At 66.8% G+C, this 23,218-nt stretch carries 23 protein-coding genes; 16 read left to right on the forward strand and 7 right to left on the reverse strand.

What is annotated here, in order from left to right; translation table 11 throughout:
• Positions 1–1,578 (forward strand): ATP-binding protein, encoded by a 1,578-nt coding sequence (locus tag ACFYLW_RS09575; protein ID WP_312064561.1) that lies wholly within the window; start codon positions 1–3, stop codon positions 1,576–1,578.
• Here the strand turns inward: ACFYLW_RS09575 and ACFYLW_RS09580 are convergent.
• A complete protein-coding gene (locus tag ACFYLW_RS09580) occupies positions 1,575–2,366 on the reverse strand; it encodes a TSUP family transporter (protein WP_312064560.1) in 792 nt (263 codons plus the stop codon). The genes ACFYLW_RS09575 and ACFYLW_RS09580 overlap by 4 nt on opposite strands.
• A 135-nt stretch (positions 2,367–2,501) precedes the next feature.
• On the opposite strand from ACFYLW_RS09580, the gene ACFYLW_RS09585 reads away from it, so the two are divergent.
• From ACFYLW_RS09585 to ACFYLW_RS09610, 6 genes are all read left to right on the forward strand, one after another.
• Positions 2,502–2,708 (forward strand): hypothetical protein, encoded by a 207-nt coding sequence (locus tag ACFYLW_RS09585; RefSeq protein WP_312064559.1) that lies wholly within the window; start codon positions 2,502–2,504, stop codon positions 2,706–2,708.
• A gap of 21 nt (positions 2,709–2,729) precedes the next feature.
• Positions 2,730–3,335, forward strand: a complete 606-nt coding sequence (locus ACFYLW_RS09590; protein WP_312064557.1) for a hypothetical protein — start codon at positions 2,730–2,732, stop codon at positions 3,333–3,335.
• A 66-nt stretch (positions 3,336–3,401) separates the two neighbouring features.
• The gene (locus ACFYLW_RS09595; protein ID WP_312064555.1) at positions 3,402–4,151 is read left to right on the forward strand and encodes a DUF72 domain-containing protein; all 750 of its coding nucleotides are present in this window, start codon (positions 3,402–3,404) and stop codon (positions 4,149–4,151) included.
• A 77-nt stretch (positions 4,152–4,228) separates the two neighbouring features.
• Complete coding sequence (locus ACFYLW_RS09600; protein WP_312064554.1) at positions 4,229–5,299, forward strand: NAD(P)-dependent alcohol dehydrogenase; 1,071 nt, start codon at positions 4,229–4,231, stop codon at positions 5,297–5,299.
• Positions 5,300–5,397: 98 nt separating this feature from the next.
• Positions 5,398–6,123 carry an acetoacetyl-CoA reductase gene (phbB, locus tag ACFYLW_RS09605; protein WP_312064553.1) on the forward strand — a complete coding sequence of 242 codons (726 nt, stop codon included), beginning with the start codon at positions 5,398–5,400 and terminating at the stop codon, positions 6,121–6,123.
• A 129-nt stretch (positions 6,124–6,252) separates the two neighbouring features.
• On the forward strand, positions 6,253–6,999 hold the full coding sequence (locus ACFYLW_RS09610) for a DUF4908 domain-containing protein (RefSeq protein WP_313471927.1): 747 nt from the start codon (positions 6,253–6,255) through the stop codon (positions 6,997–6,999).
• Between the two features lie 27 nt (positions 7,000–7,026).
• On the opposite strand, the gene ACFYLW_RS09615 is transcribed toward ACFYLW_RS09610, so the two are convergent.
• Positions 7,027–7,905 carry an MBL fold metallo-hydrolase gene (locus tag ACFYLW_RS09615; RefSeq protein ID WP_312064549.1) on the reverse strand — a complete coding sequence of 293 codons (879 nt, stop codon included), beginning with the start codon at positions 7,903–7,905 and terminating at the stop codon, positions 7,027–7,029.
• A gap of 71 nt (positions 7,906–7,976) precedes the next feature.
• Here ACFYLW_RS09615 and ACFYLW_RS09620 point away from each other — a divergent pair, with 71 nt between their 5' ends.
• The 5 genes from ACFYLW_RS09620 to ACFYLW_RS09640 all read left to right on the forward strand — a co-directional run bounded on the left by ACFYLW_RS09620 (position 7,977) and on the right by ACFYLW_RS09640 (position 11,981).
• Positions 7,977–8,297 (forward strand): helix-turn-helix transcriptional regulator, encoded by a 321-nt coding sequence (locus ACFYLW_RS09620; RefSeq protein ID WP_292085571.1) that lies wholly within the window; start codon positions 7,977–7,979, stop codon positions 8,295–8,297.
• A gap of 10 nt (positions 8,298–8,307) precedes the next feature.
• Positions 8,308–8,838 carry a rhodanese family protein gene (locus ACFYLW_RS09625; RefSeq protein ID WP_312064548.1) on the forward strand — a complete coding sequence of 177 codons (531 nt, stop codon included), beginning with the start codon at positions 8,308–8,310 and terminating at the stop codon, positions 8,836–8,838.
• Between the two features lie 2 nt (positions 8,839–8,840).
• Positions 8,841–9,611, forward strand: coding sequence for a sulfite exporter TauE/SafE family protein (locus ACFYLW_RS09630; protein WP_390182991.1), 771 nt, complete (start codon positions 8,841–8,843; stop codon positions 9,609–9,611).
• Positions 9,612–9,799: 188 nt separating this feature from the next.
• The gene (locus ACFYLW_RS09635) at positions 9,800–10,555 is read left to right on the forward strand and encodes a Crp/Fnr family transcriptional regulator (RefSeq protein ID WP_292085566.1); all 756 of its coding nucleotides are present in this window, start codon (positions 9,800–9,802) and stop codon (positions 10,553–10,555) included.
• A 28-nt stretch (positions 10,556–10,583) separates the two neighbouring features.
• Complete coding sequence (locus ACFYLW_RS09640) at positions 10,584–11,981, forward strand: transporter (RefSeq protein ID WP_313471925.1); 1,398 nt, start codon at positions 10,584–10,586, stop codon at positions 11,979–11,981.
• A 36-nt stretch (positions 11,982–12,017) separates the two neighbouring features.
• Here ACFYLW_RS09640 and ACFYLW_RS09645 read toward each other — a convergent pair whose 3' ends face one another.
• Genes ACFYLW_RS09645 through ACFYLW_RS09660 form a run of 4 tightly spaced genes read right to left on the reverse strand, consistent with a single transcriptional unit; the run spans position 12,018 to position 15,018 of the window.
• Positions 12,018–12,929 carry a hypothetical protein gene (locus ACFYLW_RS09645; RefSeq protein WP_390182992.1) on the reverse strand — a complete coding sequence of 304 codons (912 nt, stop codon included), beginning with the start codon at positions 12,927–12,929 and terminating at the stop codon, positions 12,018–12,020.
• A gap of 35 nt (positions 12,930–12,964) precedes the next feature.
• Positions 12,965–13,702, reverse strand: coding sequence for a C39 family peptidase (locus ACFYLW_RS09650; protein WP_312064622.1), 738 nt, complete (start codon positions 13,700–13,702; stop codon positions 12,965–12,967).
• Positions 13,699–14,082: a hypothetical protein gene (locus ACFYLW_RS09655; RefSeq protein ID WP_312064624.1), complete on the reverse strand. Its 384-nt coding sequence runs from the start codon at positions 14,080–14,082 to the stop codon at positions 13,699–13,701. Before ACFYLW_RS09655 ends, ACFYLW_RS09650 begins: the two co-directional genes overlap by 4 nt.
• A 54-nt stretch (positions 14,083–14,136) precedes the next feature.
• Entirely contained in the window at positions 14,137–15,018 is an 882-nt protein-coding gene (locus ACFYLW_RS09660) for a hypothetical protein (RefSeq protein WP_312064626.1), read from the reverse strand.
• A 307-nt stretch (positions 15,019–15,325) separates the two neighbouring features.
• Between ACFYLW_RS09660 and lepA the strand changes: the two genes are divergently transcribed.
• Together lepA and ACFYLW_RS09670 are read left to right on the forward strand one after the other, a co-directional pair.
• Positions 15,326–17,134, forward strand: coding sequence for a translation elongation factor 4 (lepA, locus tag ACFYLW_RS09665; protein ID WP_312064628.1), 1,809 nt, complete (start codon positions 15,326–15,328; stop codon positions 17,132–17,134).
• A gap of 85 nt (positions 17,135–17,219) precedes the next feature.
• Positions 17,220–18,605: a helix-turn-helix domain-containing protein gene (locus ACFYLW_RS09670; RefSeq protein WP_390182993.1), complete on the forward strand. Its 1,386-nt coding sequence runs from the start codon at positions 17,220–17,222 to the stop codon at positions 18,603–18,605.
• Here ACFYLW_RS09670 and ACFYLW_RS09675 read toward each other — a convergent pair.
• On the reverse strand, positions 18,488–19,288 hold the full coding sequence (locus ACFYLW_RS09675) for a DUF3883 domain-containing protein (protein WP_312064630.1): 801 nt from the start codon (positions 19,286–19,288) through the stop codon (positions 18,488–18,490). The two genes, ACFYLW_RS09670 and ACFYLW_RS09675, sit on opposite strands and share 118 nt — an antisense overlap.
• A 169-nt stretch (positions 19,289–19,457) precedes the next feature.
• On the opposite strand from ACFYLW_RS09675, the gene ACFYLW_RS09680 reads away from it, so the two are divergent.
• Positions 19,458–20,246 carry a hypothetical protein gene (locus ACFYLW_RS09680; RefSeq protein WP_312064631.1) on the forward strand — a complete coding sequence of 263 codons (789 nt, stop codon included), beginning with the start codon at positions 19,458–19,460 and terminating at the stop codon, positions 20,244–20,246.
• 97 nt (positions 20,247–20,343) lie between these two features.
• Complete coding sequence (locus ACFYLW_RS09685) at positions 20,344–23,196, forward strand: pitrilysin family protein (protein ID WP_312064632.1); 2,853 nt, start codon at positions 20,344–20,346, stop codon at positions 23,194–23,196.
• Positions 23,197–23,218: the final 22 nt, after the last annotated feature.

Raw genomic sequence — 23,218 nt, forward strand, 5'->3', positions numbered from 1 at the left:
ATGACCATCGCCACGGCCGCCCCCTCCTTGACGGGAAAGCCGCAGTCGACCCGCGACGAGGCCGCCGACCTGGCGACCTTCTTTGACGTGTCCCTGGACCTGCTGGTCATACGCGACCTGCAGGGGATCATCGTACGGGTCAGCGCCTCATGGGCCTCGACCCTCGGCTATGAGCCGAAAGATCTGATCGGCCGGGCCATCCTGAGTCTGGTCCATCCCGACGATCTGGCCGCCACGCTAGATAGCGCGACCGAGGTCGAGAACCGCCGCCCCGACGCCCCGGTCAAGGGCCACGTCAACCGCTACCGGCACCGCGACGGCCACTACGTCACCCTGGAATGGCGGGCGCGCAAGTTCGGCGACCGCATCTACGCCGTAGCCCGCGACGTCACCGCCAAGATGGCTGCCGAACAGGCCCTGATCGAGGCCAAGGCCGCCGCCGAAGCCGCCAACCGCGCCAAGTCCGACTTTCTCGCCAATATGAGCCACGAGATCCGCACGCCTCTGAACGGCGTGATCGGCATAGTCGACGCCCTGTCGCGTACCGATCTGGCGCCCGAGCAGGCCGAGATGGTGGGGTTGATCAGCACCTCGGGCGTGACGCTGGAACGGCTGGTCTCGGATATGCTGGACGTCTCGCGCATCGAGGCCGGCAAGCTGGAGCTGGAACTGCGGCCGTTCGATCTGAACGAGGCCCTGGCCGCCCCGCTGGACACCCTGCGGATGCGGGCGGAGGACAAGGGGCTGGGCTTCCACGTCGAGCGCGCCGAGAACGCGCGCGGGGCCTTCATCGGCGACAGCGTCCGCATCAACCAGATCCTGGGCAATCTGCTGTCCAACGCCGTCAAGTTCACCAACCAGGGCGCCGTCACCGTCCGCTTCGCCCTGTCCGAGAACGACGGGGCCCCGACCCTGCTGAGCTTCGAGGTCGAGGACACGGGCGTCGGCTTTGACGCCGATCACGCCGCCCAGCTGTTCCAGCGCTTCAGCCAGGCCGACGCCTCCATCACCCGGCGCTTCGGCGGCACGGGTCTGGGCCTGTCGATCTGCCGCTCGCTGACCGAGATGATGGGCGGGCGCATCGAGGGGGCGTCGACGCCCGGCGTCGGCAGCCGGTTCCGCGTCGAACTGCCCCTGCCCCGCGCCCGAAGCCTGAGGGACTATGACGCCCGCGAGGCCGTCGCCCCCCAACCGTCGCGAGGGCTGCGCGTCCTGCTGGCCGAGGACCACCCGGTCAATCAGCGCGTCGTCCAGTTGATCCTGGCGGGCCATGTCGCCGAACTGGTCACGGTCGAGGACGGCGCCCAGGCCGTCGCCGCCTGCGAGAGCGGAAGCTTCGACGTGGTGCTGATGGACATGCAGATGCCGCGCATGGACGGGCTGAGCGCCACCCGCGCCATCCGCGCCATGGAGGCCGAGCGGCCGAACGCGCCGCGCACGCCGATCCTGATGCTGAGCGCCAACGCCATGGCCGAGCATCGCGACGCCGCCCGCGAGGCCGGCGCCGACCTGCACCTGGCCAAGCCGGTCACCGCCCGCGACCTGCTGACCGCCCTGACGATGCTGACGCCGACCTAGCCGAACCAGCCGGTCATCATGACCCGCAGCGGATTGGCCGGATCGGACAGCAGCCGCGCGGTGATGGCCAGGGAGATGATCACCAGCAGGGGCCGGATCAGGCGCGGGCCGAAGCGCATGGCCGCGTGCGAGCCTAGCCGTCCGCCGACGAACTGGCCCACGGCCATGATCCCCGCCAGGGCCCAGACCACGTGCCCGCCCGCCGCCAGCACCACGATGCCGACGACATTGCTCATCAGGTTCAGCGCCTTGGTATGGGCCGTGGCCCGCGTCAGCCCCATGCCCAGCAGCATGACCAGGCTGAGGGCGAAGAAGGAGCCGGTGCCGGGCCCGAAGAAGCCGTCATAGAAACCGATCCCGCCCGCCACGAAGGCATAGGCCAGCGGCGTCAGCCGCGCATGAGCGTCCTCGTCAGACGCCTTGGGCCCCAGCAGGAAATAGAGGGAGATGCCGATCAGCAGAACCGGCAGGACAATCATCAGCCAGCGCGTGTCCACCAGCGTCACGGCGAAGGCCCCCAGCCCCGCCCCGACGCCGACCAGGGCCAGGGGCCAGCGGATCAGGCGGAAATCGACGCGGCCTTTTCGCCAGAAGTTCCACAGGGCCGAGGCCGTGCCGACGCTGCCCTGAACCTTGTTGGTGGCGATGGCCGCCACCGGGTTCAGCCCCACCGACAGCAGGGCCGGCAGCGAGATCAGTCCCCCGCCGCCCGCGATGGCGTCGATGAAGCCGGCGATCACCGACGCCAGACCAAGAAGGGCGATGATCTCAGGCGTCAGTTCCGGCACGCGCACAGTTCTCCCACGACAGCGGCGCTATAGACCCCGACCGCACCGCACGCCACTCCTGCGCGCTTGACGAAAGGCGCCGTCGCGCCGTTGATGCGACCTCTTCGGCTCGGCCGGAATCGCAGGGGGTGCGTGATGAAGAAAACCGTGGTCGTGGGCCTTCCCATGGGGCTGATCATCGGCGTCGTCCTCGGCGCCCTGATCGACAACATGGCGATCGGCCTGCTGCTGGGCCTGGCGCTCGGTTTCGGCGTCATCAAGTTCGGGGGCGGCAAGAAGCCGGCCGACGAAAGCGAGGCCTCGCCGCCCCGCGACATGGACGAGAAAGCGCCCAAGCCCTAAGCGGTACAGCGGAGGGCCGACATGAGCGCATTCGAATTCTTCTTCAGCTTCTATGGCCTGGTTCTGGGTCTGTCGGTGGCGGTGATCGCCACCGGGGTCGCGCGGGCCTTCAAGCACCGCAAGACCGTGAAGGTCGGCTGGAAGACGCCGGTGCTGGCGGCCTTCGTCGCCCTGGACATCGCCACCTTCTGGGACGCGGCCTGGACCAATTTCAGCACCGCCCCCTACAGCTATGGTCTTCTGATCGCGGGCCTGGTCGTGGCCACGGTCTATTTCGTCGCCACCAGCCTGATCTTCCCCGAGCCGGACGACGAGGTGCAGGATCTGGACACCCACTTCTGGGCCAACAAGCGCGCCGTCATGCTGCTGCTGATCCTGGCCAACCTGATGATGCTGGTCGGCGCGGTCTGCGTGAACCTATCCAAGAGCAGCGGTCTGCAAGTGGCCGCCAGCTACGGGCTCAACCTGGCCATCTATCTGGTCCTGGTCATTCCGGCCGCCCTGACGCGACGGGCCTGGGTGTTCGCGCTGACCGTGGGTCTGCACATCGCCCTCTATCTCTTCCTGGCTGGGCTTAGCATTCTGAACCCCGCCCGCATGGCCGCCGCCGCGGTTGGCGCGTCCTGACGCGGCCGGTTGCCCGTCGCCCGGGCTCGGGTGCATGAAGAGGTCCGCATTCACGGAGGCTCGGCCATGACAGGTTCCATCCACATCGGCGTCGGCGGCTGGACCTTCGAGCCGTGGCGCGGGGTCTTCTATCCCGAGGGCCTGACGCAGAAGCGCGAGCTGGAGTTCGCCAGCCGGGCGCTGACGAGCATCGAGATCAACGGCACCTATTATTCCACCTTCAAGCCCGACAGCTGGATGAAGTGGCGCGACGAGACGCCTGAAGGCTTCGTCTTCGCCGTCAAGGCCAGCCGCTATTGCACCAATCGCAAGGTGCTGTCCGAGGGCGGCGAGAGCTTCGAGCGCTTCCTGTCGCAGGGGCTGACTGTGCTGGGCGACAAGCTGGGCCCGATCAACTGGCAGTTCATGGGGACCAAGAAGTTCGACGCCGAGGACTTCGAGGGCTTCCTGAAGTTGCTCCCCAGGGAAAAGGACGGGGTGCGGCTGCGTCACGCCCTGGAGGTGCGCAATCCGACCTTCGCCTGTCAGGAATTCTATGATCTGGCGGCCAAATACGGCGCGGCCATCGTCTATGCCGTCGACGCCGAGGAACCGACCTGGCCGCAGATCGACCAGGCCACCGCCGACTTCAGCTACGCTAGGCTGATGTCCAGCCGCGAGGACGAACCGACGGGCATGACCTCGGACGAACTGGACGCCGTGGCGGCCCAGACCCGCCAGTGGGCCAAGCGCGGCGACGTCTTCGCCTATTTCATTTCGGGGGCCAAGGTGCGGAACCCGGCGGCGGCCCAGGCGCTGATCGCGAAACTGAAATAGCGGCCGGGTCGTCTTGCGGCGACGCGGGGCGCGTCCCATCTGCGGCGCGCCTTCCCGCCCAGCTTGAGGACGTCCCCATGCCGATCGCCACGCGCGCCTTCGCCGCCACCGCCGCCGACCAGCCCCTGACGCCCTACAGCTTCGACCGCCGCGACCCGGGGCCCGACGACGTGGCCATCGAGATCAAGTATTGCGGCGTCTGCCATTCCGACCTGCACGTCGTGCACAACGACCTGGGCGGCACCCGCTATCCCATCGTGCCGGGCCACGAGATCGCCGGCGTCGTGACGGCGGTCGGCGCCAATGTCACGCGCTTCAAGGAAGGCGACCGGGTCGGGGTCGGCTGCATGGTCGACAGCTGCCGCACCTGCCCCTCGTGCCAGGCGGGCGAGGAGCAGTACTGCGTTCCCGGCATGACCCAGACCTACGGCTCGCCCGATCCCAAGGGCGAGGCGGTCGGCCAGACGATCACCCAGGGCGGCTATTCCGACCGGATCACGGTCGATCAGAACTATGTCCTGTCCATTCCCGACAGCCTGCCGCTGGACGCCGCCGCGCCCCTGCTGTGCGCGGGGATCACCACCTACAGCCCGCTGCGTCACTGGAAGGTGGGGCCGGGATCGAAGGTGGCGGTCGTCGGTCTGGGCGGCCTGGGCCATATGGCGGTCAAGCTGGCCGTGGCCATGGGAGCGGAGGTCAGCGTCCTGTCGACCTCGGACCGCAAGAAGGCCGACGCCGAGCGCATGGGCGCCAAACACTTCCTGATCAACTCCGACAAGGCCGCCATGAAGGCGGCGGCCGAGAAGTTCGACCTGATCATCAACACCGTGTCCGCCACCCACGAGATCGCCAGCCACCTGAACCTGCTGGCGCGCGACGGAACCATGGTCATGCTGGGACTGACGACCGAGGGCCTGCCGGTCTTCGCCATGCCCCTGCTGTGGCGTCGTCGCAGCGTCGCCGGCAGCCTGATCGGCGGCATCCGCGAGACCCAGGAGATGCTCGACTTCTGCGCCGCCCACGGCATCGTCTGCGACATCGAGACCATCGCCCCGCATCAGATCAACGAGGCCTATGCGCGCATGGAGAAGTCCGACGTCCGTTATCGCTTCGTCATCGACATGGCGCAGATTGATCAAGCCGCGTAACGACGCCCTCGCGCCGCCGCTTCCCCCTTGCCAATCCAGGGCGGGTTGCCGAGGGTAGGGCGACGTCGATGCGGCGTCGTCACTACAGGGGAGGGATCATGGCGCGTGTGGCTCTGGTGACCGGGGGAACCCGAGGGATCGGCAAGGCGATCGTTCAGCGGTTGAGAGAAGACGGCCTGGCCGTCGCCGCCGGCTATTCCGGCAATAACGAGGCCGCAGAGGCCACCGCCCGCGAACTGGGCGTCATGGTGGTCAAGGGCAATGTCGGCTCGTTCGAGGACTGCGAGCGGGCGGTGAAGGCGGTCGAGGCCGAACTGGGCCCCATCGACGTCCTGGTGAACAACGCCGGCATCACCCGTGACGGCTTCTTCCACAAGATGAGCGCCGATCAGTGGTCGGACGTGATCCGCGTCAACATGGACAGCGTCTTCAACATGACGCGGCAGGTGATCAACGGGATGCGCGACCGGGGCTTCGGCCGGATCGTCAACATCTCCTCGATCAACGGTCAGAAGGGGCAGATCGGCCAGACCAACTATTCCGCCGCCAAGGCAGGAATGATCGGTTTCACCAAGGCCCTGGCCCTGGAAAACGCGCGCAAGGGCGTGACCGTCAACTGCATCGCGCCCGGCTACATCGACACGGAAATGGTCGGGGCGATGGACCAGAAGGTGTTGGACGGCATCATCGCCCAGATTCCCGTCGGCCGCCTGGGCAAGGGCGAGGAGATCGCAGACATGGTGTCCTGGCTGTCGGGCGAACGTGCCGGATATGTCACAGGCTGCACCCTCTCGCTGAACGGCGGCCAGTACCTGGTTGGCTGAACCGGCTTTGCCTAAAATCCGCCGTTCGGGCGTTCCACGACTTCAACCATGATGACTACGGTCGAGGTTGCGGCGGAGAATCCGCCATGCTTCGCCGTCCCGGCGCCCCGCGCCAGGACGGTCGGAGGCGTGCGCCTCGAGCTTGCCGCCCTGATGGCGCTCGGCGTCTGCCTGTCGGCGACCCCGGCGGCGGCGCAACTGCGTTCCAACGTCCAGACCGAGCAGAGCCGGGTCATTCGCGACCAGTCGGTGACCCGCACCCTGCCCCCGCCCGGCCGCTATTCCTCCGAAGCCGGCCAGACCTTCATGCTGGACCGGGCCGGCAACCTGACCCTGCTTCGTTTCGAGCGCTCGACCGAGACCTGGGCCCTGCGCCCGACCTCGGCGCCGCGTGGCGACACCATCTATCGCAACGACGCCGGCGAGCAGGTCCTGCGCGTCACCCCCTCGGGCGGCATCACCGTCTATACGACGCGCAATCCGGGCGGCTCGCCCGTCTCCCTGACCGGCCCCGCCGTCAGCCTTGAGCCGACCAGCCTGGGGCCGGTGCAGATGTTCAACCTGATGACCCGGCGCAGCAGCCTGGTCAGCGAGGCTCTGGGCCGGCTGGTCCGCATCAATCTGGACGGCCAGGAGTCCGAAGCCCTGTGCATCGAGGCCCTGATCGTCACCACCGACGCCGTGGTCCGTATCGCCCGCTCGCCCAGCGCCCGCCCCTTCCTGGATCGCCTGCGCAGCATCACCGTGATCGAGGGCACACGCGCCTCGGTCAGCTATTCCAACGGCGACCTGCGTGTCGTGGTCGATCCCAAGCGCGGCATCGCCGGCCGTCCGTCCTCCGCCCGCGTCATCCGCGCGGTGATCCCCCAGGACTGACGACCAGGGCCGGCGCGAGCCGAACCCTCAGAGGGCGTTCAGCGGCGTCTTCAGGAAACGGCGCCCCGACGGCTCGGCCGGCGGCAGGGCGCCGGCGCGAATGTTGATCTGCAGCGCCGACAGGATCAGCTGCGGCGGGCTGAGCGTCGCGTCGCGGGCCTCGCGCATGGCGACGAAGTCGTCTTCGGACCGCCCCCCGCCGATATGGATGTTGCCGGCCTTCTGGGCGCCCACCGTCGTCTCCCAGGCGAAGACCTCGCGTCCTTTCGGCAGATAGTCGTGACCGACGAAGACGCGGGTCTCATCTGGCAGAGCGAGCAGCCGCTGGATTGAACGATACAGGGTCCGCGCGTCGCCGCCGGGAAAGTCGCAGCGCGCCGTGCCGTAATCGGGCATGAACAGGGTGTCGCCGACGAACAGGGCGTCGCCGATCCGATAGCTGACGCAGGCTGGCGTATGCCCCGGCGTGTGCAGGACCTCGACCTCCAGCTCACCCAGACGGAAGCGGTCGCCGTCGGCGTAGGTCTCGTCGAAGACCCCGGCGTCCGGCGTCACGTCGAGGGCCTCGAACAGGTCGCCGAAGGTCTTCTGAACCTGCTTGATCCGCTCGCCGATGCCGATGGGGACTCCGGTGCGAACGCGAATAACGTCAGCGCCCGTCAGGTGGTCGGCGTGGGCGTGGGTCTCCAGCACCCGTTCCAGACGCCAGCCGCGCTCGGCCACGATGGCCAGCAGGCGGTCCACCGATACAGTCGAGGTGCGCGCCGCCGCCGGATCGAAGTCCAGCACCGGATCGATGATCGCCGCCGCCCCGGTGACGGGATCGGCCGCCACATAGCTGATCGTGTGGGTCGCCGGATCGAAAACGCCGACGACGTGGGGAATGGACGGTGCGGCCTGGGTCATGAAACGATCTCCTTGCAGCGCCCTATATATTAGCAATTGCTAATTTAGCAATGACGCATATATTGCCCGCCATGATCACACACAAATCCATAGGACTGGAGCAGTTCCAGCAAAGCGCCGGCGAGGCGACGCGACTGCTCCGGTCGCTGTCGAACGAGCACAGACTGATGATCCTGTGCCAACTCGGCAGCGGCGAACTGCAGGTGTCGCAGCTTCAACTGCTGGCCGGTCTGTCCCAGTCCGCCCTTTCGCAACATCTGGCCCGCCTTCGCGAAGACGGACTGGTGGCCACGCGTCGGGACGGCACCGCCGTCTTCTACCGTATCCACGACCCGGCCGCCCTGAAGGTGATCGCCGTGCTCGCCGACATCTACTGCCCCCCGCAAGCCTGAGGACCCCGCCATGACCCTGATCCCCCTGTCCCCTGCAGACGTGGCCGCCCGACTGAAGTCCGGCGCGGCGCGTCTGATCGACATCCGTGAGCCGGATGAATACGCCCGCGACCACATCGCCGGCGCCCTGCCGGCGCCGCTGTCAGCCTTCGAGGCCGCCGACCTGACCCTCAAGGCGGGGCAGGACGTGGTCTTCATGTGCCGCTCCGGCAACCGCACCGGCGTCAACTGCCAGCGCCTGGCCGACCGCGTGGCAGGCCCGGCCTATGTCCTGGACGGCGGTCTGGACGCCTGGAAGAAGGCCGGACTGCCGACCCGGATCGACGCCAAGGCCCCGCTGGAGCTGATGCGTCAGGTCCAGATGGCGGCGGGCGGGCTGATTCTGCTCGGCGGGCTTCTGGGCGTGACGATCCATCCTGCCTTCTGGGGTCTGAGCGCCTTCGTCGGCGCGGGTCTGTTCGTGGCCGGGGCCACCGGGTTCTGCGGCATGGCGCGTCTGCTTCTGCTCGCCCCCTGGAACCGGGCCCTGAAGCGGAGCTGACCGTGGAAACCGTCCAACTCGCGCTCGCCGCCCTCAGCGGCGGGGTGGTCGCCCTGTTCCTGACCGTCTTCGGCGGCGGGGGATCGGTGCTGGCCGTGCCCCTGCTGCTCTATGTCGTCGGCGTACGTGATCCGCATGTCGCCATCGGCGTCTCGGCGGCCGGGGTATCGCTGAACGCGCTGACCGCCCTGGCCGGTCAGGCGCGCGCCGGCCGCGTGCGCTGGCCCTGCGCCCTCACCTTCGCCCTGTTCGGCGCGACCGGCGCCTGGTTCGGTTCGTCGATCGCCAAGGCGATAGACGGGGAGCGTCTGTTGCTCTTCTTCGCCCTCGCCATGGCGGCGGTGGGTCTGGCCATGCTGCGCCCGGCCCGCAGCGAAGGCTCGGCGGCGGTGCGCCTGTCGCCCCGCCTGGCGCCCGGCGTCGCCTTGTCGGGGGCCGGCGTCGGCGCCGCCGCCGGCTTCTTCGGCATCGGCGGCGGCTTTCTGATCGTGCCGGGCCTGATGGGCGCGACGGGCATGACCCTGGCTTTGGCGCAGGCCTCCTCGCTGGTCAGCGTCGCCGCCTTCGGCGCCACGACGGCGGTCAACTACAGCCTGTCGGGCCTGGTGTCCTGGCCCCTGGTGGGCGCCATGACCGCCGGCGGCGTGATCGGAACCCTGCTCGGCCTGCCCCTGGCCCGACACCTCGGGGCCAACGCCGCCCTTGGCCGCCGCCTGTTCGCCGGACTGATCATCCTGGTCGCTGTCTATGTGGCGGGGAAAGCTCTGCTCTAGGCTCACAGCCTCCCGACCGAAGCCTCGCCGTCACGCCCTGGCGCGGAAATACGTGTTTCTACGTACTTAACGGAACACCGGCGTTCGGCGGCCGTTTGGCCGGACGGAGGAGCGCCGGATATGCATTTGGCGAAGGAGGGGCGCAGCACGGCTGGAGGGCCGTCGCCGCGCAGGAAGGCATGCCGAACATGACGTCGCGAACGCTCAGCGTGCGACGCACCGCGTCCGTGCCCACGGACACGGCGGCCCTGCGCATACTCAACACGGTCGCCCGCCTGTCCGAAGAGGAACGCGCCCTGGTGCGTCGCCTGTGCGTCTTCCAGGAAGTCATAGCGGCAGGTGAAGCCTTCAGCGCCGAGGGCCGGGCGGTGACCCCGCGCCTGATCCTCAGCGGCTGGGCCTGCCGCCAGCGCACCCTGGCGGACGGCCAGCGACAGATCTTCGGCTTCCTGCTGCCGGGGGACGGCCTGGGCCTGGGCGCGGAGCCTCGCCCGCTGGACGAGACCACCACCGTGGCCCTGACGCGCGTCGAATGCGTCGATGCGGTCATGCTGCGCGAAATCCTCAGTCTTCAGGACCCGCGTCATGATCGGCTGCGCCGCGCGCTGGTGGCCGCCCGTCGCTATGAGGACGTTTGCCTGCTGAACCATGTCGTGCGGCTGGGCCGGCAGTCCGCCCTGGCCCGCATCGGACATCTGTTGCTGGAATTGCGCGATCGCCTGCAGCGCGCGGGGCTGTGCAGCGCTGATCGGATGCACCTGCCGCTGACCCAGGAGACCCTGGCCGACGCCCTCGGACTCAGCCTGGTGCACGTCAGCCGAACGCTTGGCCAGATGAAGCGCAGCCGCCTGATCTCCATGCAGAACGGCTGGCTGACCATTCTGGACGAAGCCTACCTGCGGACCGCCTGCGACTACGGCGCCGACTACCCCGTCCTTCATTGATCCCCTGTAGCAAGAGAAAGAGAGCGTCATGATCCTGCATCGTCCTTCGCCTCGGCAGCGCGACCTGCGCGGCTCTCGTCGAAAGGGAATCCGATCCAGCCTTTTGCTGGCGTCGGTCGCGACAGTCGCCCTGATCAGCCCAGCCGCCGCCTTTGCCCAGGACGCCGATCTGGCCGCGCGGGTGGCCCGGCTGGAAGCTCTGGTGCTCGATCAACAGAAACGGATCGAGGCCCAGGAAACGCTCCTGGCCGAGCGCGCCGCCGGGACGGTCTCGACCGCCGGGGACCCCGCATCCGAGGTCGATAGCCGCTGGCGCGTCCAGACCGATGCTTCGGGGCGCGCCATCTTCGCCGACCGCGACATGGCGGCCCTGCGCGCCGGCCAGGCGCCCGGCCAGACCGGCGCCGCGCCGCCGACCCAGGTCGCCAGCCAGGTGAACCCCAACGGCCAGATCCAGCCCACCCCGGCGCCGTCCGGCGCTCCGCCGGTCGCCCCCGCGCAAATGGAGGCCCGACGTGAGCAACTGGCGGCCATTCCGGAAGGCATCGCGGTGCTCAGCCGCGCCGGCAAGCTGTCGCTGGACCTGTCGACGGAATACACGCGCTCCAGCGCCAACCGCCTGGTCTTCCGCGGCATCGAGATCGTGCCCGGCGTCCAGATCGGCGTGATCGAGGCCAACGAGGCCGACCGCGACACCAGCGCGGTCAACATCGCCGCCAAGTACGGCCTGACCTCGCGCATGGAAGTGGACCTGCGCGCCAGCTACATCCGCCGCAACGACACCATCACCACCGTCCAGCAGCGCGATGAGGCCGTGACCCGCACCATAGACCTGAGCGGCGACGGCATCGGCGACGTGGAGGCCTCCGTCCGCTATCAGATCAATGGCGGCGAACGCGGTCGTCCGATCTTCATCGCCGGTCTGCGCGCCAAGAGCGACACCGGCGAAGGGCCGTTCGACATTCCGCGCGACGAGTTCGGGGTCGCCACTCGCCTGGCCACCGGCTCGGGCTTCTGGGGCGTGGAGCCCAGCCTCAGCTTCCTCTATCCCAGCGATCCGGCGGTCATCTTCGGCAGCGTCAGCTATTTCGCCCACCTGCCGCGCGACATCAACAAGACCGAGGGCGGCATCACGATCGGCGAGGTCGATCCGGGCGATGCGATCGGCATGTCCATCGGCTTCGGCTTCTCGCTCAATCCGAAGTTCTCGTTCTCCCTGGGCTACAAGCACAGCTACATTCGTCCCACCTCGAGCGAGTTGAACGACATCGTCGAGAAGTCCGACTCCCTGCAGGTCGGCGCCCTGCAGTTCGGCATGTCCTATCTGCTGACCGACCGCTTCAGCCTGAATGGCAATTTCGAGTTCGGGGTGACGGAAGACGCGCCGGATATGCGGTTCGTCCTGCGGCTGCCGATCGCCTTCTAGCCGCGCCCAGACCTCCGCTCGCGAGAGCGGGGGTCGTCAGCGGCCCAAGGATCCCACCAGGGATGTGTTGAGGTCGTAGGTCAACTGGGAAACACGCTGCTGCGCGACGCTGTTGGCCTGAATCGTCGCCAGATCGGGCAGGAATAGATTCAGCTCCATGTCCTGACGCAGATTGCGATTGTTGGCGTTGTTGACGATCAGGCTCTGCAGCTGGCCCGCCGTCACACTGTGGATCAGGGCCGTCGCGCCATTGCCGTCCACCAATGCAACGCCGCCGATGATTCCTCCGGCGACGACGGTGTTGGCTGTATTAGCTGTATTAGCTGTATTAGCTGTATTGGCTGCGTTGGCTGCGTTGCCCGTGTTGGCTGCGCTGCCTGTGCTGCCTGCGCTGCCTGCGCCGCCCACACTGTCCGCACCGCCTGCGCTGCCTGCGCTGCCTGCGCTGCCTGCACCGCTTGAGCCGCTCGCGCCGCTTGGGGTTCCTGCGCCGCCGGCGCTAGCTGTGCCGCCCGCGCTGCCCGCACCACCCGGGCCAGGCACGCCGCCGGTGATCGCGGTCAGATCAATGCCGTTGCTTACCAACGCGGTCACGGCGCTGGCCAGGTCCGTCACGCCGGGCACATTGCCCTGCACCTGCGTGGTCACAGGCCCCGCAGGCGTCCAGGTCAGCTGCGTCTTCAGCGCCAACTCATTGTTGATGTAGGAGCGAATGACGACACCGAAGCCGAAAGTGAAGCCGTTGGTGGTGACGAAGCCGCCACGCAGCCCCGACAGTTCCTCATCGGACAGCGCCTGGGGTCCCTTGGCTTCGGCCTGGGGCGCGTGCTCCGGTCCAGGGACATAGGACCGCAACCCGTCCTCCGGAGCCACCGGCTGGTCCCAGGTCGGCGCTCTGGCCACCGAGGTCGTCGTCAGGACGACCGGCGCGAGGGCCGTCAGGGCCATCAAAAGAGAGAGAGAATATGGGCGTCGCATGACCATCACCTCAGGAACGGATCTAGAGGGAAACGCGTGGTGACCTGGTAGAGCGGCGGCAGTTCCCGCGTCAGCTCCGCCAGGGAGCTGTTCGGCAGGGCCTGCCCGAGCCGCGCCCGGTTCCAGGGCGTCCATTCCGCCGCCTGGTTGAACTTGTCCGCGGGCTCACGAAGCACGAAGGCGACGCCGTTCCACATCGCCGTGAACTGCTCGCGCGTGTAGATCTTCAGCCCCAGGGCGGGGTCGCCGACCAGGACGCGTCCCGCATCGTCCCCCTTGAACACCACGAAATGCTTGTAGCCGGCCGTGTCGATCATGACGATCGCAGGCCGGTTCATGTCTTCGAGGTCTTTCAGGCTCAGCCGGAAGCCGTCCGCCTGATAGCCGTTGGCTTCGAGAAACTTCTTCATGTCGAGCAAGGAGAAGCCGACGCGCTGGATCACGCTCTGATCACCGGCGGCGTACATGGCGCGAAACACCTGCTCCTCGCCGACATCGCGGTTGTAGTGATAGCGCAGCAGCGTGGCCAGGGCGGCCGAGCCGCAGCTGAAGTCGTAACGCTGGCGCACCACCGTGCGGAACGGAATGTCACGGTAGCTGACGACGTTGAGCCGCGACTGCGCGGGACCGTTGCTGAGGATCACCTCTGCGCCCGCAGGCACCGCGCCCAGCCAGGCCGTACACAGGACCGCGAGCGTCAGGCCCGCGCCGCCACGAAAGCCATGACCCCCCGTGCGTTTCACGGCGTGGGCCCCGTCGTGACGATGTTGATCGTGATGGCGCCTTGCAGATTATTGTTGTGGCCGGTGTTCATCACGAAATTGCCGATGCCGTTGTAGCCCGCGAAGGCGCCGCCCGCGAAGGTGATGCCGCCGGAACCGACGCTATTGGCGTTGACGCTGTTGCCGCTGTTGGTCGCCTTTAGCAGCTGATCGCTGGCGATGACGACCACGACGCCCTGACGACCGTTGAGATCGTGCAGTTCCTCCAGGTCCAGAGGCTGGATGGCGGCCGGTGTCGACGTTGCGACGGTTTGCGACGCGACGGGCGGCACGACTTGCGGCGGCGGGGGAGCAGGATCCGAGCCGGCGAACAGCAGCCCGGCTGTTAGAACGATAAGCATGGCTTCCTCCCAGAAGAGATCGGCGGCCGGGAAACCCGGCCGCCGACTGCAGGCTTAGAGTGCGCCGCCGTTGCCGAAGGTCACATTGGCGTTGGCGCTGACGGCCGTTGCCGCCTGGCCGATCGAACCCATGCCGGTGTTGTTGCTCACCGTCTGGATGCCGGCGAAGCCGGCGAAGGCGCCGCCGTCCTGGCCGATATTGCCGGTGGCCAGCGTACCGATATGGTGATCGCTGCCGCCCGCCGCGAAGCTCTGGCCGCTTACGGTGGCGTCGAGGTCCTGGTTGGTCAGGGACACCCGGATATTCCAGTTCGTGGTCGAGTTATCGGTATTGAAAGAGTCGTCCACCCTGGTGTTGTAAGAGTCGTCCACCTTGGTGTTGAACGAGTCATCTACCGAGTTATCGACCGAATTATCCGTATTGTAGGAATCGTCAACCTTGGTATTGGTCGAGTTGTCCGTATTGTACGAGTCGTCGACCTTGGTATTGGTCGAGTTGTCCGTATTGTACGAGTCGTCAACCTTGGTGTTGTAAGAATCGTCAACATCAGTTTTCGAGTTATCGTTGAACGAATCTTCGTAGTCAGTCTTGGTGTTGAACGAATCGTCATAATCGGTCTTGGTGTTCACCGAATTGTCGGTCTTCGAGTTATCGTTGAACGAGTCGTCATACTTCGTGTTGGTCGAAGCGTCACTGTTATACGAATCATCAACCTTTGTGTTGGTCGAAGAGTCGCTATTGAAGGAATCGTCGACCTTGGTGTTGGTCGAAGCGTCGTTCTTGGTGTTGAACGAGTCATCGATGTCGTTCTGCGACTGGCTGTTATACGAGTCATCCGTCCCGTTCGGGTCCGGATGAGCCTGGGCCGAAGCCACAGTTGCAAAGGTCAGCACCCCCAAGAGAATAGCTGCCGAACTCATCAATTTGGCACGCATATCGTTAGCCTCCAGATCAAAATGGATACGGAGGTTCCTCCACCTCCGGACAACCCAATCGCTCTGAGAGACCCTCGTTCCCCATTCGCGCGGCAGGGGAATTGGCCCAAAAACGTACATTCTTCAGGCGCCTCCGCGACGCCGAACCTCATTTGTTATGGCGCCGGGCGGCCGGGCGCAGCAGGTCGGATCATTTGATCAGGCGACCACCCGGAATAAACTCTATCCCTCGCGGCGCTCGGCCAGAAAATCGCCTCGCACACCCGACGCATGGCGTTTGCGCGCGCCGGATGCTAAGCGCGCGACCATGACGACGCCCCCTATCGAACGTATCCGCAATTTCTCGGTGGTCGCCCACATCGACCACGGCAAATCCACGCTGTCGGACCGGCTGATCCAGCACACCGGCGGCCTGTCCGCGCGGGAAATGTCGGAACAGGTCCTCGATAACATGGAGATCGAGAAAGAGCGCGGCATCACCATCAAGGCGCAGACCGTGCGCCTGAACTACAAGGCCCAGGACGGGCTGGAGTATGTTCTGAACCTGATGGACACGCCGGGGCACGTTGACTTCGCCTATGAAGTCTCGCGCTCGCTGGCCGCCTGCGAAGGCTCGATCCTGGTGGTGGACGCCTCGCAGGGCGTCGAGGCCCAGACCCTGGCCAACGTCTATCAGGCGATCGACAACAACCACGAGATCGTGCCGGTCCTGAACAAGATCGATCTGCCCGCCGCCGAGCCGGACCGGGTGCGGGCCCAGATCGAGGACGTCATCGGCATCGACGCCTCCGACGCCGTCATGTGCTCGGCCAAGTCGGGCATCGGCATCGAGGACGTGCTGGAAGCCATCGTCACCCGCCTGCCGGCGCCCAAGGGCGACATCGACGCCCCCTTGAAGGCCATGCTGGTCGACGCCTGGTACGACCCCTACCTGGGCGTGGTCCTGCTGGTGCGCGTCTTCGACGGCGTGCTGAAGGCCGGCATGCGGGTCAAGATGATGCAGTCGGGCTCGACCCACCTGGTCGATCGCGTCGGCGTCTTCCTGCCCAAGAACACCCCGGTCGAGCAGCTTGGCCCGGGCGAGGTCGGCTTCATCACCGCCCAGATCAAGGAAGTGGCCCACGCCGCCGTCGGCGACACCATCACCGACGAGAAGAAGCCGACCGCCGAACCGCTGAAGGGCTTCAAGGACGTCCAATCCGTGGTCTTCTGCGGCCTCTTCCCGGTCGACGCCGCCGACTTCGAGGACCTGCGCGCCGCCATCGGCAAGCTGCGCCTGAACGACGCCAGCTTCACCTTCGAGATGGAATCCAGCGCCGCCCTGGGCTTCGGCTTCCGCTGCGGCTTCCTCGGCCTGCTGCACCTGGAGATCATCCAGGAGCGCCTGAGCCGCGAGTTCAACCTGGACCTGATCGCGACGGCGCCCTCGGTCGTCTACAAGATCGGCCTGCGCGACGGACGCGAGATCGACCTGCACAACCCGGCCGATCTGCCCGACGTGATGCAGATCGAGACCATCAGCGAGCCGTGGATCAAGGCCACCATCCTGACCCCCGACGAATACCTGGGCGGCGTCATCAAGCTGTGTCAGGACCGCCGCGGCACCCAGGTCGAGCTGTCCTACGTCGGCAGCCGCGCCCTGGTGGTCTATGAGCTGCCGCTGAACGAGGTGGTGTTCGACTTCTACGACCGCCTGAAGTCGATCTCGAAGGGCTACGCCAGCTTCGACTACGAGATCACCGACTACAAGGTCGGCGACCTGGTCAAGATGAGCATCCTGGTCAACGCCGAGCCGGTCGACGCCCTGTCGATGCTGGTCCACCGCGCCCGCGCCGAAACGCGCGGCCGCGGCATGGTCGAGAAGATGAAGGAGCTGATCCCGCCCCACATGTTCGTCATCCCGATCCAGGCGGCCATCGGCGGCAAGATCATCGCCCGCGAAACCGTCCGCGCCCTGCGCAAGGACGTGACCTCGAAGTGCTACGGCGGCGACGCCACCCGCAAGAAGAAGCTGCTGGAGAAGCAGAAGGCCGGCAAGAAGCGCATGCGCCAATTCGGCAAGGTCGAGATCCCGCAGGAAGCCTTCATCGCGGCGCTGAAGATGGACGAGGATTAGGGGGCGGCATCCAGCCCTGAATCAAAATCGTGGTTCAGGGCACCGACTTTAAACGTGATGCCGCATGCGTGACATTCCACACTGAGTGAGCAACGATAGCCGAACTCAAGTGAATTGGTTCGGCATGGCGACGCGAAGTATAAGTGATGAGGAAGTCGGCCTCATCAAGACGATGCTCGATAGGGAGATGAAGAACCGGGACATCCAGTTCTTCTTCAATCGCCCCGACCGACCTGTGAACTCAGGGCGTATCACCCAAATCCGACAGGGTACGTATGGCGCAAACGTCGCCAAGGCTCCAGCCGCTGCCCTTGATGCTTTTCTCACATCGCAAAAAACGACGCCACTAACACCCGCGTCACCCCCGCAGCCGCTTCAGAGGCGCGATGAGTTGGCTGCCATGTTCGAGCAGGCCACATCCGGATGGCGCCTTGTTGGAGGCGAGACCGAGCGGATCGAGTGCAAGCGCGAGATCGACGTAAAGAAGCTGACGCCAATCGTCAGGGCCATCGCCGCGATGGCCAACAACTGCGGCGGCACCATTCTGCTCGGCGTCGAGGACAAGTCTAGCCGGGTCGTCGGCTTGGCCGATGATAGCTTCACCAAGATGGACTTAGTAAAGCTAACCAACGCGGTGAAGGCGCATTTGCAGCCAACACCAACTTTTTCGAAAGGCGTATTCAATGTTGGTGGGCATGAAATCGGATTTGTCGACGTCGAAGCGCACCCAGACAAACCCGTCATTGTCTATCGACAAGGCGACCGCCTAGAGGACGGTGCGATCCTGTTTCGCTACCCAGCCGAGTCGGCGAATATCAAATTCGGCGATCTCCGTACGCTTCTCGACGATCGCGATGCTCGGCGGCTCAGGGCGCTTGCGATGGCGACCCGACGCATTGCAGAAATCGGACCCGAGAACGCGGCGGTGCTGAGCACACTAGACGGATCCGTGTCGGTCGGCGACCGACCGCTCGTTGTCGATAAGGATTTGCTTGATCGAGTTAACCTCATTCGTGAAGGGCATTTCGACGAAATAAACGGAGGACCGGCCCTCAAAATTCTTGGCGAAATCACTTCAACTGACGCAACTGCTGCGTCTGCGTCAGGAAGGCGCGTTATCACCGACGAGGACGTCCTTCGAAACTTCCTTGACCAAGAGGTCGTATTCGCCCCGATTGAATATCTGCGGTTTGCCGCCACCGCGACCAACCGCGACTGGCTGCCGATATTCTACTTCGCAGGTCAAGCAGGTCTGACAGGGGGAGAGCTATCGGGTCTGATCGGAACGTTCGAAACGCCCAAGACGAAACACCGCGCTGAGATGGTTGAGAGAGCCCAAGGCTCACGCTCAGCCTACGCGAAGCCTACCGGATCACCGGCTGCTTGGGTGGCCTTGACCTCGATCAGGCGCTCCTTGCCCGCCGGGTCGAAGCTGCGGATGTCGTATCCGGCGCCGTCGCCGTGCTCCTGAGACGTCCATTCGACCTTGCGGGCCAGGTCGGGGCGGTCATGGGCGGTCAGGAAGGCGCGTTCGTGGTGGAAGACGTGATGCTCGCCCCACTGGCCGAGGACGCGGTTGCGGTGGTCGCGGGCCGCGGGGTCGTATTTGCGGACGATGCGAGCGAGGCCCTCGGGGCGGGGCTTGCGACCGGGGCCGAGCGGCGGCGGGGCGGTGATGGGGAGGATGCTTCCTGAGGCGAGAGGCCCCTCCACCGCATAGCCTGTCCTCGGGTTCGCCTGCGGCGAAGCCCGGGGGCGGTCCCCCTCCCCATTCCATGGGGAGGAAAAGGGGGCGGCGGCTGGGTCTGAAAAGCCTGGACGGGCTTCGGCGGCGAGGCCCAGGCTCCAGGCGTCGGGGTGGGCATCGAGGTAGCGTTCGACGGCGGGGAAGATCGCGCCCTGGATATTGTCCTTTCGCTTGTAGCCGCGGATCGTCGGCAGGCCGAGATCGGCCAGCACCGACGACAGGTTCATGTGCTTGAACTCGACCGAGCGGTGCGAACGCCCGGTGCGCGCCATCAGGTCGCGGGCGTGGTGCGCCTTGACGAAGGCGCGCCCCGCCAGCTCAGCGGTCAGCATGGCGAAATACTCGGCGACGATGGCGTCGAGTTCGTCGGCCCGCCAGTCGGTTCCTACTTTTGATGGGTCGATCATGGCCCCTCCGCCTACCAGAGGTTAGCTTTGCCGTGAGGGGTTGACCAGGCGGGGGCGGGTGGGTCGCCTGGGGTATTATCAGCACCTTGAATCAAGGCCGCGCCTGCTCTGGCGGGCCGTTCCGAGTCTTTTGCCAGCCGAGGTCGGGCGCGGGTCTATCCTCTGACGCATGACAGACGCCCCGGAGCCGCCTCGCGGCGAGTTTCCCTTCCGCCGACCCAAGAAGGCACCGACGCCCGGCGCCGGAGACAAGCCGGCCCATTATCGGCTGTCGGGGGCGACGTGGGAGATCATTCTCGACGAGTACCGCAACGGGGCGACCGTGCCGGAGCTGAGCGAGCGGTGGCGGGTGTCGGGCCATGCCCTGCGCAAGCGCATCACCGTGCACGGCGCGACCAAGCGCGACTGGGGCGATCAGATCGCCATCGAGACAGCCAAGGCGCGCGAGGCGGCGCAAGGCGAGGCCGAAAAGGCCAGGGTGGAGCAGGAAGCCGCGGCCGAGGCGGCGCTGGCCCAGGCCCTGTTCGGGCCGCTGACGGCCGAGGACGCGCATGAGGGCAAGGCGGCGGTTCTGGCCTCGACGGCGATGATCGCCTCGGGCCGGGCCATGCTGATGCGGCGGCTGCCCGAGGCCCAGGGGCTGGCGCGACTGGCCGAGGTCTATGTGCGGCTGATGGACCGGCAGGAGAAGACCCACAGCTTCGAGAACACGCCGCTGGAGGTGCTGCTGGCGGCGCGCTTCAATGCGGAAATGATGAGCGCGCGCTTCGCCCTGACGCCGGAGTCGAAACACGACGACCCCCAGTATGAGCTGAAGGCCCTCTACTGGGATCAGCTGAAGCTAGAGAGGGACGTCTACCGGGACGTGGTGACGGAGGCCCAGCGCGAGGCCGCCGAGGCCCGGCGCGAGATGCGCGAGGCGCAGGCGGCGCTGGAGGCGCTGAAGGCGGCGACCTGAACATGAACAATCGTTCATGGACGCATGTGTCGCGTTGCCGTTCGGTGATGCACAGTTAAGGTCCGCCCCCAGCATTATCTGTTGGGGACTGAAATCCATGCGTCTTGCCGCCTCTTCCGTCGCGCTGGCCGCCCTTGTGGCCGTCGCTTCGCCCGTTCTGGCCCACGCGCCCGCCGCCGCGACGGCCGTGAGTGCGCCCTCGGCCACGCCGCTGCGCGGTGCGCCGGTGTCCGAACTGGTCGCCCGCGTCGACATTCCGTGGAAGCGCTTCCAGCTGGAGAACGGCCTGACCGTTCTGGTCCATGAGGACCGCAAGGCGCCGGTGGTGGCGGTGTCGGTCTGGTACAATGTCGGCTCCAAGGACGAGCCCAAGGGCTCGACCGGCTTCGCCCACCTGTTCGAGCACCTGATGTTCGGCGGGTCGGAGAACTCGCCGTCCAGCCACATCCAGACGATGAACGCGGCCGGCGCCACGGGCCTGAACGGCACGACCTGGTTCGACCGGACCAACTACTTCCAGACGGTGCCGACCCCGGCGCTGGACTACACCCTGTATCTGGAATCCGACCGCATGGGCTATCTGCTGGGGCAGGTCAGCCAGGAGGTGCTGGATCTGCAACGCGGCGTCGTCCAGAACGAGAAGCGCCAGGGCGACAACCAGCCCTACGGCCTGACCTATTACGCCACCCTGGAGGCCCTCTTCCCCGAGGGTCACCCCTATCGCCACTCGACCATCGGCTCGATGGCCGATCTGGACGCCGCCAGCATGGAGACGGTGCGCGACTGGTTCCGTCAGAACTACGGCCCCAACAACGCCATCCTGGTCCTGTCGGGCGACATCGACGAGGCCAAGGCCCGCGAACTGAGCCAGCGCTACTTCGGCGCCATCGCGCGCGGCCCGGTGCACACCCCGGTTCCGGCCGACGTCCCGACCCTGGCGGCCCCGGTCGAGCAGGTGCTGCATGACCGCGTGGCCCAGACCCGCATCAGCCGCACCTGGACGACGCCGGGCCTGAACGACCCGGACTCGGTGCCGCTGAGCGTCGGCGCCTCGGTGCTGGGCGGCCTGGCCAGCTCGCGTCTGGACAATGTCCTGGTGCGCGACGAGCAGATCGCCTCCAGCGTTTCGGCCGGCAACCAGACCTTCCAGCGCGTCAGCATGTTCAGCTACTCGGCCATGGTGAAGCCGGGCGCCGACGCCGACGCCGTGGCCAAGCGCATGGACGAGGTCCTGGCCGACCTGATCGCCAACGGCCCGACCCAGGACGAGATCGACCGCGTGGTGACGCAGTACGCCTCGCGTCGCATCCAGGGTCTGGAAATGGCCAACGGCAAGGCCTCGGTCCTGGCCGAGGGCCAGCTCTATTCGGGCGATCCCGACTTCTACAAGAAGGAGCTGGCGGCCTATGCGGCGGTGACCCCGGCCCAGGTTCAGGCCGCGATGAAGAAGTGGCTGAGCCGCCCGGTCTATAGCCAGATCGTCAAGCCGGGCGAGCGTGAGGCCTATGTCGACGCCGCCGCCGCCCCGTCGGGCGCGACCCCGACCCCGGCCGCGCCGATCCAGCGCGTGGCCCGCGAAGCCACGCCGGCCATCGGCCAGGTCTCCAACGTCGACTTCCCCGCCGTCGAGCGCGCCGCCCTGTCGAACGGGATCGAGGTGGTTTACGCCCGCTCGACCACCGTGCCGGTGACCCGCGTGGCCCTGGAGTTCGACGCCGGCGTCGCCGCCGACCGGGCCGACCGCCTGGGCGCCCACACCCTGATGCTGAACGTCATGCAGGAAGGCACCACGACGCGCGACTCCAAGGCCCTGGCCGAGGCCCAGGAACGTCTGGGCGCCAGCGTCTCGGTCGGCTCGTCGATGGACCGCACCACGGCCAGCCTGTCGACCGTGACCACCAACCTGCAACCGTCGCTGACCCTGCTGTCGGACGTGGTGCGCAACCCCGCCTTCGCTCCGGCCGAGGTCGAGCGTCTGCGCGCCCAGCGTCTGGCCGGCCTGGCCAATGAGAAGACCCAACCGGCCGCCATCGCCGGCCGCGCCCTGCCGCCGCTGATCTATGGCGAGGGCCACCCCTATGGCCGTTCGTTCAGCGGCTCGGGCGACGAAGCCGTCGTTCGCGGCCTGACGCGCGCCGATCTGGTCGCCGAGCACGCCGCCTGGATCCGTCCGGACAACGCCAAGCTGTTCGTCGTGTCGGACCTGCCGCTGGCCGAACTGAAGCCGCAGCTGGAAGCCGCCTTCGGCGACTGGCGCGCGCCGACCTCGGCCAAGGGGACCAAGGCCTTCAACGCCGCCCTGCCCCAGACCTCGGCGCGGATCGTCCTGATCGACCGTCCGCAATCGCCGCAGTCGCTGATCTACGGCGGTCAGGTCCTGCCGGTGTCGGGCACCGACGACATCCTGACCCTGACCACGGCCAACACCGTGCTGGGCGCGGACTTCCTGTCGCGGATCAACGCCGACCTGCGCGAGACCAAGGGCTGGTCCTACGGCGTGCGCGGCAATGTCAGCACCCTGCAGAACCGCTCGCCCTACATCGTCAACGCACCGGTTCAGGCCAACCGCACGGGCGAATCCATCGCCGCCCTGATCGGTCAGTACGAGCGCTTCCTGAGCGCCGACGGCGTGACCCAGGCCGAACGCGACCGCACCGTGCTGGGCGACACGCGCGGCCTCTCGGGCAGCTATGAGACCTCGTTCCAGGTCCTGGGCGCCCTGCGCTCCAACGCCCTGTACGGCCGTCCCGACGGCTATCAGGAAGCCCTGGCCGGCCGCATCAACGCCCTGACGGCCCAGCAGATGGACGCCGCCGCCCGCGCAGCCATCGACCCGGCCAAGTTCGTCTGGGTGGTGGTCGGCGACGCCTCGGTGGTCAAGCCGCAGCTGGACGCCCTGGGTCTGCCGGTCGAGGTCCGCTCGGCTCCGGCCCCGACGACGGCCCAGTAAGGCCCGTCAGTCGACACGAACG

The organism is Brevundimonas sp. NPDC007368 (genome assembly GCF_042869015.1).
GTDB lineage: Bacteria > Pseudomonadota > Alphaproteobacteria > Caulobacterales > Caulobacteraceae > Brevundimonas.